Genomic DNA, 12,860 nt, shown 5'->3' with positions numbered 1-12,860 from the left:
TTCGGCCTGCCGATCTCCCGCGTCCAGGACGTGTTCATGCCCGAGCGCGTCACCCGCGTGCCCTTGTCTTCGCGCGAGATCGCGGGCGTGCTCAATCTGCGCGGCCGCATCGTCACCGTGGTCGACATGCGCGCCCGTCTCGGCCTGCCGCAGCCCGAGGATGGCAAGGTGCCGATGGCGGTCGGCGTCGACCTCCGCGGTGAATCCTATGGCCTGCTGATCGACCAGATCGGCGAGGTGCTCCGCCTGCCCGAAGCCGGCATGGAAGAAAATCCCGTCAACCTCGATCCCCGCATGGCCAAGCTCGCCGGCGGCGTCCACCGCCTCGACGGCCAGCTCATGGTCGTCCTCGACGTCGATCGCGTCCTCGAGCTCGCGCCCGAGATGATGGCGGCCTGATACGGCGGCATCGTCGCCGACGGACTTGCAATTGGAAGTGCCCCCCGCAAAGGGGGAGGAAGCAGAGGTTCACATGCGAACTTGTCTCGTCGTTGATGATTCCAGCGTCATCCGCAAGGTTGCGCGCCGGATCCTGGAGGGTCTCGACTTCCAGATCCTCGAAGCCGAGGACGGTGAGAAGGCGCTGGAGGCCTGCAAGCGCGGCTTGCCCGATGCGGTGCTGCTCGACTGGAACATGCCCGTGATGGACGGCTACGAGTTCCTCGGCCATCTCAGGCGCATGCCCGGCGGCGACCAGCCCAAGGTGGTGTTCTGCACCACCGAGAACGACGTGGCGCATATCGCGCGCGCACTGCATGCCGGCGCCAACGAGTACATCATGAAGCCGTTCGACAAGGACATCGTGACGGCGAAATTCCAGGAAGTCGGCCTTATCTGAGCGATCGGCCGGAGGCCGAACGGATTCTTCGGCGACTGTTTTCAACTGTACCCTTTCAGTCTGAGTTGGTGAGTAATGAGTGTTGCGTTCGCAGGGAATTCGACCACAGGCTCGTCGCGCGAAGCCGGGCCGCTGCGCGTGATGATCGTCGACGACTCCGTCGTCATCCGCGGTCTGATCTCGCGCTGGGTCGGCGCCGAGCACGACATGGAGGTCGCAGCCTCGCTGCGGACCGGGCTCGAGGCGGTCAACCAGCTCGAACGGATCAACCCCGATGTCGCCGTGCTCGACATCGAAATGCCCGAGCTCGACGGCATCTCGGCGCTGCCGCAGCTGCTGGCGAAGAAGCGCGATCTCGTCATCATCATGGCCTCGACGCTGACGCGCCGTAACGCTGAGATCAGCTTCAAGGCGCTGTCGCTCGGCGCGGCCGATTACATTCCGAAGCCGGAATCGACGCGCGAGGCGTCGGCCGCCGACATCTTTCACCACGACCTGATCCAGAAGATTCGCCATCTCGGCGCGCGGCTGCGTCGCAAGCCCGCGGTTGCAAGCCCGCCGCTGGCGCCCGCGAGCCCGGCTCCGGCCCCGCGTAGTCCTGTTGCGCGGCCCACAGCGCCCGCTCCGGCGGTGCCTGCGTCGTCGGGGGCGCTCACCACGCGCCCGTTCTCCAATCAGGCGCCCAAGGTGCTGCTGATCGGCTCCTCGACCGGCGGTCCGCAGGCGCTGATGGCGCTCGTCACCGAGCTCGGCCCGGTGATCGACCGCTTCCCGGTGCTGATCACCCAGCACATGCCGCCGACCTTCACCACCATCCTTGCCGAGCATCTGGCGCGCTCGAGCCGTAAGCCGGCAGCCGAGGCGGTCGACGGCGAGCCGGTGAAGCCGGGACGAATCTATCTGGCGCCCGGCGGCAAGCACATGCGCGTGGCGCGCAGCGGTGCGGACACCGTGATCGCGCTCGACGACGGTCCCGCCGTCAATTTCTGCAAGCCCGCGGTCGATCCGCTCTTCACCTCCGCCATCGACATCTGGCACGGCAGCATCCTCTCCGTGATCCTGACCGGCATGGGCTCGGACGGCATGCGCGGCGGCAAGGACATCGTTGCCGCCGGCGGCAGCGTCATCGCGCAGGACGAAGCCTCCAGCGTGGTCTGGGGCATGCCGGGCGCGGCGGCCAATGCCGGCATCTGCGCAGCGATCCTGCCGCTCAACCAGATCGGCGCCAAGGTCAACCGCCTGTTCGCGGGAGATCGCGCGTGACGCCGGTTGACTACGACTATCTGCGCAAGTTCCTGAAAGAGCGCTCCGGCCTCGATCTGTCCCCCGACAAGCAATATCTGGTCGAGAGCCGGCTCTTGCCGCTGGCGCGCAAGGCGAGCCTTCCCGGCATCCCCGATCTCGTGCTGAAGATCAGGAACGGCGACGGCCGGCTTGCGACCGACGTGGTCGAAGCGATGACCACCAACGAGACCTTCTTCTACCGCGACAAGATCCCGTTCGATCATTTGCGCGACACCATCCTGCCGGGTCTGATCAAGGCGCGCGCGGCGCGCAAGTCGCTTCGCATCTGGTCGGCGGCGTCGTCGACGGGGCAGGAGCCCTATTCGATCGCGATGTGCGTGAAGGAGATGGGCGCAGCCCTCGCCGGCTGGCGCATCGAGATCGTCGCCACCGATCTGTCGCAGGAGGTGCTGGAGAAATCCAAGGCCGGAATCTACAGCCAGTTCGAGGTGCAGCGCGGCCTGCCGATCCAGCACCTGATGAAGTACTTCACGCAAGCCGGCGAGACCTGGCAGCTCAATGCCGACATTCGCGCCATGGTGCAGTTCCGCCAGCTCAATCTGCTGCAGGATTTCTCCCATCTCGGCACGTTCGACGTGATCTTCTGCCGCAACGTGCTGATCTATTTCGACCAGGACACCAAGGCCGTGATCTTCGAGCGGATGGCGAAGGGCCTGGAGGCCGACGGCACGCTGCTGCTGGGCGCCGCCGAATCCGTCGTCGGCATCACCGATGCGTTCCGTCCCATCACCGACCGCCGCGGTCTCTACCAGCTCAACCCCGCGCGCTCCGGCCGCCCCATGGGCGGATTGATGCCGCAGCCGCTGAAAATTGCCGCGGCGAGGTGAGCTCTCCGCGCGTTAGGAATCGTAGGGTGGGCAAAGGCGCACTTGCGCCGTGCCCACCATCGATCCAATTGTGCAATTGAAATGGTGGGCACGCTTCGCTTTGCCCACGCTACGATACTGTCATCCCGGGCTCGCGACTTTGTCGCGCCCCGGAATGACAAATCACAAAATCGCATGCGGCAGAAACCGGGAGCGGTTGCCCGTGATCGGGCTCTCGTCCTCGCGGATCGACAATCCGCACGGCTCGTGATTCACCAGCCAGCTTCCCACCACCGGATAGAAGCCTGAGAAATTCGGCAGCGGCGCCAGCGCCTGCCGCACGAAACCTTCGGCGCCGTAGGGACCTTCCTGCTCGTCCAGCGATACGCCGCCGGACACCAGCGTCACGTTGGCGCCTTCGCGCGACAGCAGCGGCTTGCGGACATACGATGTGCCAAGCTCCGCTGCCCGCGCGTCGTCTTCGAAGAACGCCGGCAGCAGATGGGGGTGGTTCGGAAACATCTCCCAGAGCAGCGGCAAAATGCCCTTGTTGGAGAGCACCGCTTTCCACGGCGGCTCGATCCAGCGCGTCGGCGCCTCCTTCAGCTTCGCACCGAAGGAATCGTGGAACATCCACTCCCAGGGATAGAGCTTGAAGGCGAGTGCGATGTCGACCTCGTCGAGATCGACGAAGCCGCCAGGCTCATCGCGCCAGCCGACCTCTTCGATGTCGAGCAACCTGGTCGAGAGGCCGGCCTGGCGCGCGGTGTCCTCGAGATAAGCGAGCGTGCCGGCGTCTTCCGAGTTGTCGGTGGTGCCGGTGAGATGGACGTGGCGGCCCGCGGCGATCTCCTTCCACGCCGCGATCAATCGCTCATGGATGGAGTTGAACTGATCGGCGCGCACCGGGACGATGCGGCGCTCGATCGCCTGCTCGAGCCAGGTCCATTGAAACACCGCGGCCTCGAAGATCGAGGTCGGCGTATCCGCGTTGTATTCGAGCAGCTTTGCCGGCGACTTGCCGTCGAACTTCAGATCGAGCCGGCCGTAGAGGCTGCGGTCGTCGCGCTGCCAGCTCTCGGCGATCAGGCTCCAGAACGCTTCCGGGATCTGCAGGCGCCGCAAATATCGCTCGTCGCCGATGACGCGGCCGGCGAGCTCCAGGCACATGGCCTCGATCTCGCCGGTCGGCGTCTCGATGCCGCGCTCGATCTCGTCGAGCGTGAAGCCGTAATACGCGCGCTCGTCCCAATAGCGTTCGCCGTCGATGGTGTGGAAGACGAAGCCGCATTGCGCCGCGGTCTCCCGCCAGTCGTCGCGCTCCAGGCAATTGATGCGCTGCATGGATCAACCGCCGCCCGAGAAGCCATGGCCGAACGAGCCGAAGCCGCCGCGGCTGACGCTGCTGTGGCCGGAATCGGACGACGACGTTCCCGCCGAAGAATGGCTCGATGAATCGCTGCTGAAGAAGCTCGATCGCGACGACCAGCGCGAGCTGCTGCCGCCCGACGAGCTGCTGCCGCTGCTGCTTGTGCAGGTCGTAGTCGTCTGCCCCGGCACGGCGCCGGGCGTGGGCTCGCAATTCTGCCGCGGCATCATCGTGTAGGCGGTGGTGCCGACCGCGAGCGTGCCCATCACCAGCAGCGCGACATGACCGGAGCGCTTCGTCGGCTCTTTGGCCGGCAGCGGCAATGGCTGTGGCAGGCGTGGCCGGCGCTTGCCGAACTGCTTTTGGGACGGGTTGTCGGCCATGTCAGTAGATCATGCAGGCGGCGTTGAGCAGGCCCGCCGCGAGCGAGGACAGCCCGAGCCAGATCGCGGGCGCAAGCTCGCCGGCCGCGATCCGCGCCGACAGGTTCGGCACCGGCACGCGCACGAGAAAGAACACGATGATCTGCACGATCAGCGCGATCATGGCCCAGATCAGGCAGTCCAGCACATTGGCCGAATGCGCGATGGCGCTGACCAGCGGCGCAACGAAGCCGAGCAGGCTGAGCCCGAGCGCGATCGCGGCGGCCGGCTCGTCGTCGCGGATCAGCTGGAATTCGTTATGCGCGGTGATGCGGGTATAGACGAACAGATACGCCACGATCGCGATCAGCCCGGTGCAGAAATAGACCAGGAAGGCGGGCAGGCCGGCCAGTGATTGCAGGATCATCGTTCCCCCATCGTGCAGCGACCATTCGTCGGCGGGGAGAGCATAGCGGTTCAATGGCGGGACGGCGACGAAGCCGCCTTCACGTCCCCCAAAAAACAAAACCCCGCCATTTGCGGCGGGGTCCAGGCTGGGAGGAGCGAGCCCGAAAGGGGCTCGCGACGTAAACCCAGGATCAGGCGGGAATGCGCTCTTCGTGCTCGTGCGGCTCGCGCAGCACGTAGCCGCGGCCCCACACGGTCTCGATGAAGTTGCGTCCCTCGGAAGCGTTGGCCAGCTTCTTGCGGAGCTTGCAGATGAAGACGTCGATGATCTTCAGCTCGGGCTCGTCCATGCCGCCATAGAGGTGGTTGAGGAACATTTCCTTGGTGAGGGTCGTGCCCTTGCGGAGCGAGAGCAGCTCCAGCATCTGGTATTCCTTGCCGGTCAGATGCACGCGCTGGCCGCCGACTTCCACCGTCTTGGTGTCGAGGTTGACGACGAGGTCGCCGGTCTGGATGACCGACTGGGCGTGACCCTTGGAGCGGCGCACGATCGCGTGGATGCGGGCAACCAGCTCGTCCTTGTGGAAGGGCTTGGTCATGTAGTCGTCGGCGCCGACGCCGAGACCCTTGACCTTGTCCTCGATGCCGGCGAGGCCGGAGAGGATCAGGATCGGTGTCTTGATCTTGGAGACCCGAAGCTGCTTGAGCACGTCGTAGCCGGACATGTCGGGCAGGTTGAGGTCGAGAAGGATAATGTCGTAATCGTATAATTTACCGAGATCGACGCCTTCTTCCCCCAAATCGGTCGTGTAGACGTTGAAGCTCTCAGACTTCAGCATCAGCTCGATCGACTGCGCGACGGCGCTGTCATCTTCAATCAGCAAAACGCGCATGCCAGTTCCCCATAGTCGCCGCTCCTGGGCGTCAGGTCGGCCGCATTCGCGGCACTCAACAAAACGCCTTTGAACAACTGATTCGGATCCTGACAACAGATGGTTAACAAATCCTGATTCTGGAACGCAAGTCCCCCGGGTGCAATTTTTGTCGAATCGCCCTAAGGTCCTGTGCGCGAAGCAGCTTTCGTCACCCAGCTCAGTTCAAGTTCCACTTTAAGAGACGGGCCTAACCGACTCCCGCGACTCAGCCTTCTTCTGAAGGGGAGTCACGCTCAGTCACAAAGACAGTGACGCAATGATTAATGATGCGGGTAAACACGAAGTTAAGCGCCGTTCAGAAATATGGCGAAACTTAAGGTTTTCACCGTGAAGTCCCGGGGATCGCAATGGGCGACCCTGGGGATGACCAAGGCGCGCCCATTAATGAAGGCTCCCCGATGAAGGCGCTTGCCGAACAGATCGGCGACATCGACGGCATCAATATCTATGGCCGCGTCGTCGGTGTCCGCGGCCTGATGGTCGAGGTGGCCGGTCCGATTCATGCGATGTCGGTCGGCGCGCGGCTGGTGATCGAGACCGGCGCCAACCGTTCGATTCCCTGCGAGGTGATCGGCTTCTCCGGCAACAATGCTGTCGTGATGCCGTTCGCCGGCCTCGACGGCGTGCGCCGCGGCTGCAAGGCCGTCATCGCCAATGCCGCCAATCTGGTGCGGCCGTCGTCGGCCTGGCTCGGCCGCGTCGTCAACGCGCTGGGCGAGCCGATCGACGGCAAGGGACCGCTGCCGCAGGGCGCTTCGCCGATGCCGTTCCGCAATGCGCCGCCGCCGGCGCATTCGCGCAAGCGTGTCGGCGCGCCGCTCGATCTCGGCGTGCGCGCGATGAACACCTTCCTCACCTGCTGCCGCGGCCAGCGCATGGGCATCTTCGCAGGGTCCGGCGTCGGCAAGTCGGTGCTGCTGTCGATGCTCGCGCGCAACGTCGATGCCGCGGTCAGCGTCATCGGGCTGATCGGCGAACGTGGCCGCGAGGTGCAGGAATTCCTCCAGGACGATCTCGGCGAGGAGGGCCTCGCGCGCTCCGTCGTCGTGGTTGCGACCTCCGACGAGCCGGCGCTGATGCGCCGCCAGGCGGCCTATCTCACGCTCGCGGTCGCCGAATATTTCCGCGACGAGGATCAGGACGTGCTCTGCCTGATGGACTCGGTGACGCGCTTTGCCATGGCCCAGCGCGAGATCGGCCTGTCCGCCGGCGAGCCGCCGACGGCCAAGGGCTACACCCCGACCGTCTTCACCGAGCTGCCGAAACTCTTGGAGCGCGCCGGACCGGGGCTGGGCGAGGGCGCCATCACCGCGATCTTCACGGTGCTGGTCGACGGCGACGACCATAACGAGCCGATTGCGGACGCCGTCCGCGGCATCCTCGACGGCCACATCGTGATGCAGCGCTCGATCGCCGAGCGCGGCCGCTACCCCGCCATCAACATCCTCAAATCCGTCTCCCGCACCATGCCGAAATCGGCCGATCCGCAGTTCTGGCCCGTCATCCAGAAGGCGCGGGCGGTGATGGCGACCTATGCCGACATGGAGGAATTGATCCGGCTTGGCGCCTACCGGGCCGGCTCCAGCCCCGAGGTCGACGAGGCGATCCGCCTGCACGAACCGCTCGAGGCGTTCCTGCGCCAGCGCAAGGACGAAAATGCGTCTCTGGCGGACGGCTATCGCCAATTGGCGCAAATCCTCGGTAATTTGGAAACGGAACGCTAACTTTGTCAGGTCATCATCCCATCCCACAGAGTAGCAGAGCCGGTCTTGGCCCCTGTTGGGCCTGTGGGGAGACCGGTGACGTCCCACGTGTAGCGGGGGGACTTCTGGGGAGTACGAGTCGATGAAGTCACGAGATACCCTCATCCGCCTGAAGAAGTTTCAGGTCGACGAGAAGCGCCGGCGGGTCACCCAGATCGAGACCATGATCGCCGACTTCCAGCGGATGTCGACCGATCTCGAGCGCGAGATCACGACCGAGCAGGAGCGTGCCGGGATCAACGATCCCTCGCACTTCGCCTATCCGACCTATGCCAAGGCGGCCATTCAGCGCCGCGAGAACCTGACCCGCTCGGCCGACGAGCTCAAGGGCCAGCTCGACGAAGCCAAGGCCGCGCTGGCCGAGGCCTTCGAGGAGTTGAAGAAGGTCGAGCTCCTGGACGAGCGCGACCAGGCCCGCGAGCGCGCCGAAGAAAATGCCCGCGAGCAGGCCGACCTCGACAGCATCGGCCTGATGCGCGCCCGCATCGGCGCCGTCGCCTGAAGACCCGGCCAGCGGCCAAAGCAGAGAATTCGTGAAACCCGGGCCCGCAAGGTCCGGGTTTTCGCATCTGCTGTCCACAGTGTGGCGCCGCACCCCTTGGTGGTCGGCTTGGCCGCGCGCTATGGTAGCGAAGTGCCGGGGCCTGCGCGGAACGCGATGGCCCGCGTGTCGGGGGGCTGAATGCTGACGCCAGCAGAGCTGGTCGGGTTGATCGAGGCGGTGGCGAAGGGCGATCAGGCTGCGTTCGAGCGCCTCTACGCCGCCACGCGCGCGAAACTTTATGGCGTCGTGCTCCGTATCTTGCGCCGACAGGATCTCGCAGAGGAGGTCATTCAGGAGACCTACGTCAAGATCTGGAACGGCGCCGGCGGGTTCAATCCGGCGCTGTCGTCGCCGATCACGTGGATGGCCTCGATTGCGCGCAACCGTGCCATCGACATCGTGCGCAAGAAGTCGGAGGTCTCGATCGAGGAAGAGCCTCAGGCGATGGAGGTCGCGGCCGACAGCCCCGATCCGCTGGCGCGCCGGGAGATGACCGAGGAGTTGAAGCGGCTCTTGGAATGCGTCGGCCGGCTCGAGCCGGACCGCCAGCGGCTCGTGCTTCTCGCCTATTACAACGGCTGGAGCCGCGAGCAATTGGCGGAGAAATTCGCCGCTCCCGTCAACACGGTGAAGACGTGGCTCCGGCGCAGCATGTTGGATATCCGGGAGTGCCTCGGACTATGAGGGTTCATACTGTGAGGGTGGTTCTGGACTGCATGTGATGGCCTACTCGGAGGACCATATCGCGCTCGCCGCGGAATATGCGCTCGGCACCCTCGAGGCCGATGAGCGCGCGCAGGTCGAGACCATGATGGCGGTGGACCCGGCGTTCGCCGACATCGTGCAGGCCTGGGCCTATCGGCTCGGCGCCCTCAACCAGATGGTCGGCTCGGTCGAGCCGCGTCCGGTCGTGTGGGAGAACATCAGGTCCGAGATCGCGCGCACGGCGCTTGCGCAGCAGCCGCCTGTTCTGGCCGACATCGTGCCGCCGCCAATCCCGCCCATCGAAGCCGCGCCGGAGCAAGCGCCGCTGGAGCAGGTGCCGCAACCGGAGCCGCGGCCTCCCGAAGCAGAGCAGCCCGAGCCGATGCGCTCCGGATCCGATGCGATGGCCGACATCGCGCCGGTGTTCATGCCGCAGGTTCATGCGCCCGATCCCGAGGTCGTCCGGGCGCCGCCGCAGGTGGCCATCGCCGACGACAGCAACGTGATCCGTCTCGAGGGCCGCGTGAAGCGCTGGCGCTCGATCGCATCCGCGGTCGGCGCGCTCGCGGCTGCGCTGCTGGTGACGCTGTCGCTTCAGATCTTCCTGCCCGACGCGCTGCCGGGGGCTTTACGCCCCGCGCCGCGCATCCAGACGGTGGAAGTGAAGACGCCGGCCGCACCGCTCACAGCCGCGGCGCAATATGTCGCGCTGTTGCAGGGCCAGGGCGGCGGCCCCGCCTTCATCCTCACCATCGACGGCGCGACCAGGAACTTTACCGTGCGCAAGGTCGGCGCGACGCCGGAGCCCGGCAAGAGCTTTGAGCTCTGGCTGATCTCCGACAAGCTGCCGCGCCCGCGCTCGCTCGGCGTGATCGGCGCGGGCGAATTCACCGCGCGTCCGCTGCTCGCCTCCTATGATGCCGACGTCGTCAACGGCGCGACCTACGCGGTCACCGTCGAGCAGGCCGGCGGCTCGCCCGACGGCCGGCCGACCTCGGCCCCGGTGTTTTCCGGCAAGCTGATCGAGACCGTGCCGCCGTCCCAGCCGCAGGCGCCCGCGCCGGCAAAGAAATAGGTCCCCGTAGCCCGGATGGAGCGTAGCGCAATCCGGGACCTTCGCGCCATCAGGTGACAACCCCGGATTGCGCTGCGCTCATCCGGGCTACGAAGCCACGCCCCTGTCGCCAGGGTCCGCTTCGCCGTCGCATCCCGACAAGTCTCCCTGAATGCGCCCCCGATTTGAACCTCGCCGCAATTTGCGGCGTCAAATCCCCGGAATTTGCAGTCGGCGCCGCCGATCGTGACGCCGAAAGAGGGGCTAGAAATCAGATGGATGCAGCGAAAACGTCCGGCATCTTCGTTCACCAATACACGGGACTGCCGCACGGCCCTGCGTTCGAACATTGGCGCGAGCGGGCTTTCGGGGCCTGCGGCCTCGATATCGGGCCGAGTCGTGGCGACAGCATCGATTGCCGGCTCCAGATCAGCGTGGTCGACAACATCGCGCTCGCCATTCCGGAAGGCGCCTCCGCACAATATTCCCGCACGCAGAGCCACCTTGCCGACGGCAGCGACGACCTCGTGCTGATCGCCGCACAGGCCGGCCTCGTCCGTGTCGGGCAGAACGGCCACACCGTGGAGCTTGCGCCCGCGCAGATGGTGCTCGTCGACATGAGCATCACCGGCACCGTCGGCCACACTGACGAAGACCGCTTCACCACCATCCGCATGCCGCGCCGCGCGTTGCTCGACATCAGTCCGCGTGCCGAGGACAAGCTGTCGCAAGTGCTCAGCGACGGTGCCGTCGCAGAGACCATCTTCCGCTACCATGCGCTCGCCGCCAATCACGCGCCGCATCTCGACGCGGTCGGCCAGCGCCTGACCGCGCAGCATATGGTCGATCTGGTCGGCCTCCTGCTCGGCACCGATGCCGAGCATGCCAGCCTCGCGCGCGGCCGTGGCCATGCGGCAGCACGCCTCGATCTCATGCGCGCCGATGTGATGGCCGCGCTCGGCCGCAACGATCTCTGCCTGTCCGAGGTCGCGACGCGCTCGGGCCTCAGCCCGCGCCAGGCGCAACGCCTGTTCGAGCAGGCCGGCACGACCTTCACCGAATTCGTGCTCGAGCAGCGCCTGCTCCAGGCGCGCAAACTGCTCGGCGATCCCCGCGCCAGGACGCGCAAGATCAGCGACATCGCGCATTCCTCGGGCTTCTCCGATCTGTCCTATTTCAACCGCGCCTTCCGCAAGCGCTTTGGCGCGACGCCGTCGGAACTGCGCGAGGCGTGAGCTGAGATCTTTTGCAGCGGCGCAGCGCTGGCGCCGTTGGTCGATCCGGCCGAATGAGCTATATCTGCCTGTGCGGGCAGACCGCAGGATGTCTCTGGAAAGCACAGTTCACGGACATGGCGCGTATCGTCGTGCTCGGCGCCGGATTTGCAGGCCTGTGGGCGGCCATCGGGGCCGCACGCAAGCGCGACGAGATCGGTGCTGTCAGCGACATCGAGATCTGCGTGATCGATCGCAATCCCTATCACAACATCCGTGTGCGCAATTACGAGGTCGATCTCAGCGAGGTCGCGATACCGCTGCCGCAACTGCTCGATCCCGTCGGTGTCCGTCACGAGATCGGCGAGGTCGAAGCCATCGATCCGGTCTGGCGCGAAATTTCGCTGGTCACGAGCAGCGGCGAGCAGACGCTGGCCTATGACCGCCTGGTGCTGGCGCTCGGCAGCGAGGTGATGCGTCCCGACATTCCAGGCCTTGCCGAGCACGCCTTCGATGTCGATACCTATGTTGCGGCGCTTCGCCTCGAGGACCATCTCGCCTCGCTCGGCCGCAGCGCGCCCGCGCCGGGGCGGTCGACCGTCGTGGTGGTCGGTGCCGGCTTTACCGGCATCGAGGTCGCGGCCGAGATGCCCGACAGGCTGGCGCGGGCGGGCATCACCGGCAGCCGCCGCATCATCCTGGTCGATCCCAATCCCGCGGTCGGTGCCACCATCGGCGCGCCGGCGCGCCCCGTCATCGAGACGGCGTTGGCCGCGCTCGACGTCGAGATGCGCCTCGGCGTGCGCGTCGTCTCGGTCGAGGCGGCCGGCATTCGCTTGAGCTCCGGCGAATTCATCCCGGCACAGACCGTGATCTGGTGTGCCGGCATGCGTGCGAGCCCCCTGGCGGCGAGCTTTCCGGACGCCCGCGACCGGCTCGGACGCCTGCTGGTCGATCCCTTCATGCGGGTTGCCGATGTCGGCGGCGTGTTCGCCGCCGGCGATGTTGCCTCGAGCGTGGTCGACGGGCTGCATCCGACCGTGATGTCCTGCCAGTTCGCGCGCCCCATGGGCCGCTTCGCCGGCCACAACGTGGTCGCCGATCTCGCCGGCCTGCCGATGCTGCCGCTGCGGATCGACTGGTACGTGACCGTGCTCGATCTCGGCGGCTGGGGCGCGCTCTACACCGAAGGCTGGGATCGCGAGGTGAAGGCGACCGGTCAGGCTGCGAAGGCGACCAAGAGCATCATCAACCGCAAGCGCATCTATCCGCCGCTGACCGGCAGCAAGGAAGAGCTGTTCGCCGCCGCTGCGCCGACCGTGCAGGCGCCGCCGCCGAGCTATGGGGCGCGGTAGTCTCGCGCTGCTCCCCCTACCAGCCCTTGCGCTGCCTGACGGGCAAAACACGCAAGGTATCGGTCAACACGGTCGGCCGAAAATATTCCACTTTACCGAAATTCGGAAATCGCGTATGTGTCGCCTCAACCCGGCCCAAGGAAGAGGGGCGTATCGCGATCGTCACGAACGCGGGCCGGGCGGCGGTGGACGTGGGTCGCAT

The 12,860-nt window shown here is 66.0% G+C and carries 14 protein-coding genes; 10 read left to right on the top strand and 4 right to left on the bottom strand.

Annotation, left to right across the window (positions count from 1 at the left end; all coding sequences use genetic code 11):
* The 4 genes from AABA86_RS21790 to AABA86_RS21775 form a co-directional block, all read left to right on the top strand.
* A partial coding sequence (locus AABA86_RS21790) for a chemotaxis protein CheW (RefSeq protein ID WP_338308384.1) occupies positions 1 to 399 on the top strand: 399 nt, incomplete at its 5' end.
* 73 nt (positions 400 to 472) lie between these two features.
* Complete coding sequence (locus AABA86_RS21785) at positions 473 to 838, top strand: response regulator (protein WP_007600538.1); 366 nt, start codon at positions 473 to 475, stop codon at positions 836 to 838.
* A 75-nt stretch (positions 839 to 913) separates the two neighbouring features.
* Positions 914 to 2,101: a protein-glutamate methylesterase/protein-glutamine glutaminase gene (locus tag AABA86_RS21780; protein ID WP_338308383.1), complete on the top strand. Its 1,188-nt coding sequence runs from the start codon at positions 914 to 916 to the stop codon at positions 2,099 to 2,101.
* Positions 2,098 to 2,970 (top strand): CheR family methyltransferase, encoded by an 873-nt coding sequence (locus tag AABA86_RS21775; RefSeq protein ID WP_212252335.1) that lies wholly within the window; start codon positions 2,098 to 2,100, stop codon positions 2,968 to 2,970. Before AABA86_RS21780 ends, AABA86_RS21775 begins: the two co-directional genes overlap by 4 nt.
* A 162-nt stretch (positions 2,971 to 3,132) precedes the next feature.
* On the opposite strand, the gene AABA86_RS21770 is transcribed toward AABA86_RS21775, so the two are convergent.
* From AABA86_RS21770 to ctrA, 4 genes are all read right to left on the bottom strand, one after another.
* Positions 3,133 to 4,293: a glutathionylspermidine synthase family protein gene (locus tag AABA86_RS21770; RefSeq protein ID WP_338308382.1), complete on the bottom strand. Its 1,161-nt coding sequence runs from the start codon at positions 4,291 to 4,293 to the stop codon at positions 3,133 to 3,135.
* A gap of 3 nt (positions 4,294 to 4,296) precedes the next feature.
* The gene (locus AABA86_RS21765; RefSeq protein ID WP_338308381.1) at positions 4,297 to 4,701 is read right to left on the bottom strand and encodes a hypothetical protein; all 405 of its coding nucleotides are present in this window, start codon (positions 4,699 to 4,701) and stop codon (positions 4,297 to 4,299) included.
* Position 4,702: 1 nt separating this feature from the next.
* Complete coding sequence (locus AABA86_RS21760) at positions 4,703 to 5,107, bottom strand: DUF350 domain-containing protein (RefSeq protein WP_338308380.1); 405 nt, start codon at positions 5,105 to 5,107, stop codon at positions 4,703 to 4,705.
* 172 nt (positions 5,108 to 5,279) lie between these two features.
* The gene (ctrA, locus tag AABA86_RS21755) at positions 5,280 to 5,981 is read right to left on the bottom strand and encodes a response regulator transcription factor CtrA (protein ID WP_008138878.1); all 702 of its coding nucleotides are present in this window, start codon (positions 5,979 to 5,981) and stop codon (positions 5,280 to 5,282) included.
* A gap of 440 nt (positions 5,982 to 6,421) precedes the next feature.
* Between ctrA and fliI the strand changes: the two genes are divergently transcribed.
* The 6 genes from fliI to AABA86_RS21725 all read left to right on the top strand — a co-directional run bounded on the left by fliI (position 6,422) and on the right by AABA86_RS21725 (position 12,658).
* On the top strand, positions 6,422 to 7,747 hold the full coding sequence (gene fliI / locus AABA86_RS21750; protein ID WP_038972090.1) for a flagellar protein export ATPase FliI: 1,326 nt from the start codon (positions 6,422 to 6,424) through the stop codon (positions 7,745 to 7,747).
* 121 nt (positions 7,748 to 7,868) lie between these two features.
* Complete coding sequence (gene fliJ, locus AABA86_RS21745; RefSeq protein ID WP_008138882.1) at positions 7,869 to 8,288, top strand: flagellar export protein FliJ; 420 nt, start codon at positions 7,869 to 7,871, stop codon at positions 8,286 to 8,288.
* A gap of 180 nt (positions 8,289 to 8,468) precedes the next feature.
* A complete protein-coding gene (locus tag AABA86_RS21740; protein ID WP_095425223.1) occupies positions 8,469 to 9,014 on the top strand; it encodes a sigma-70 family RNA polymerase sigma factor in 546 nt (181 codons plus the stop codon).
* Positions 9,015 to 9,051: 37 nt separating this feature from the next.
* Entirely contained in the window at positions 9,052 to 10,110 is a 1,059-nt protein-coding gene (locus AABA86_RS21735; RefSeq protein WP_212252343.1) for an anti-sigma factor, read from the top strand.
* A 254-nt stretch (positions 10,111 to 10,364) separates the two neighbouring features.
* Complete coding sequence (locus AABA86_RS21730; protein ID WP_212252345.1) at positions 10,365 to 11,324, top strand: helix-turn-helix transcriptional regulator; 960 nt, start codon at positions 10,365 to 10,367, stop codon at positions 11,322 to 11,324.
* A gap of 116 nt (positions 11,325 to 11,440) precedes the next feature.
* A complete protein-coding gene (locus AABA86_RS21725; protein WP_212252359.1) occupies positions 11,441 to 12,658 on the top strand; it encodes an NAD(P)/FAD-dependent oxidoreductase in 1,218 nt (405 codons plus the stop codon).
* Positions 12,659 to 12,860 lie beyond the last annotated feature (202 nt).

Origin of the sequence: Bradyrhizobium sp. TM233 (assembly GCF_036247965.1) — a bacterium.
In the GTDB taxonomy this organism is placed as follows: domain Bacteria; phylum Pseudomonadota; class Alphaproteobacteria; order Rhizobiales; family Xanthobacteraceae; genus Bradyrhizobium; species Bradyrhizobium ottawaense.
This window is presented reverse-complemented; position numbering and strand designations above follow the sequence as displayed.

Coding starts and splice junctions, on each gene's coding strand:
- AABA86_RS21785 (WP_007600538.1), top strand. CDS start 473: ATGCGAACTTGTCTCGTCGTTGATGATTCCAGCGTCATCCGCAAGGTT.
- AABA86_RS21780 (WP_338308383.1), top strand. CDS start 914: ATGAGTGTTGCGTTCGCAGGGAATTCGACCACAGGCTCGTCGCGCGAA.
- AABA86_RS21770 (WP_338308382.1), bottom strand. CDS start 4,293: ATGCAGCGCATCAATTGCCTGGAGCGCGACGACTGGCGGGAGACCGCG.
- AABA86_RS21765 (WP_338308381.1), bottom strand. CDS start 4,701: ATGGCCGACAACCCGTCCCAAAAGCAGTTCGGCAAGCGCCGGCCACGC.
- AABA86_RS21760 (WP_338308380.1), bottom strand. CDS start 5,107: ATGATCCTGCAATCACTGGCCGGCCTGCCCGCCTTCCTGGTCTATTTC.
- ctrA (WP_008138878.1), bottom strand. CDS start 5,981: ATGCGCGTTTTGCTGATTGAAGATGACAGCGCCGTCGCGCAGTCGATC.
- fliI (WP_038972090.1), top strand. CDS start 6,422: ATGAAGGCGCTTGCCGAACAGATCGGCGACATCGACGGCATCAATATC.
- fliJ (WP_008138882.1), top strand. CDS start 7,869: ATGAAGTCACGAGATACCCTCATCCGCCTGAAGAAGTTTCAGGTCGAC.
- AABA86_RS21740 (WP_095425223.1), top strand. CDS start 8,469: ATGCTGACGCCAGCAGAGCTGGTCGGGTTGATCGAGGCGGTGGCGAAG.
- AABA86_RS21735 (WP_212252343.1), top strand. CDS start 9,052: ATGGCCTACTCGGAGGACCATATCGCGCTCGCCGCGGAATATGCGCTC.
- AABA86_RS21730 (WP_212252345.1), top strand. CDS start 10,365: ATGGATGCAGCGAAAACGTCCGGCATCTTCGTTCACCAATACACGGGA.
- AABA86_RS21725 (WP_212252359.1), top strand. CDS start 11,441: ATGGCGCGTATCGTCGTGCTCGGCGCCGGATTTGCAGGCCTGTGGGCG.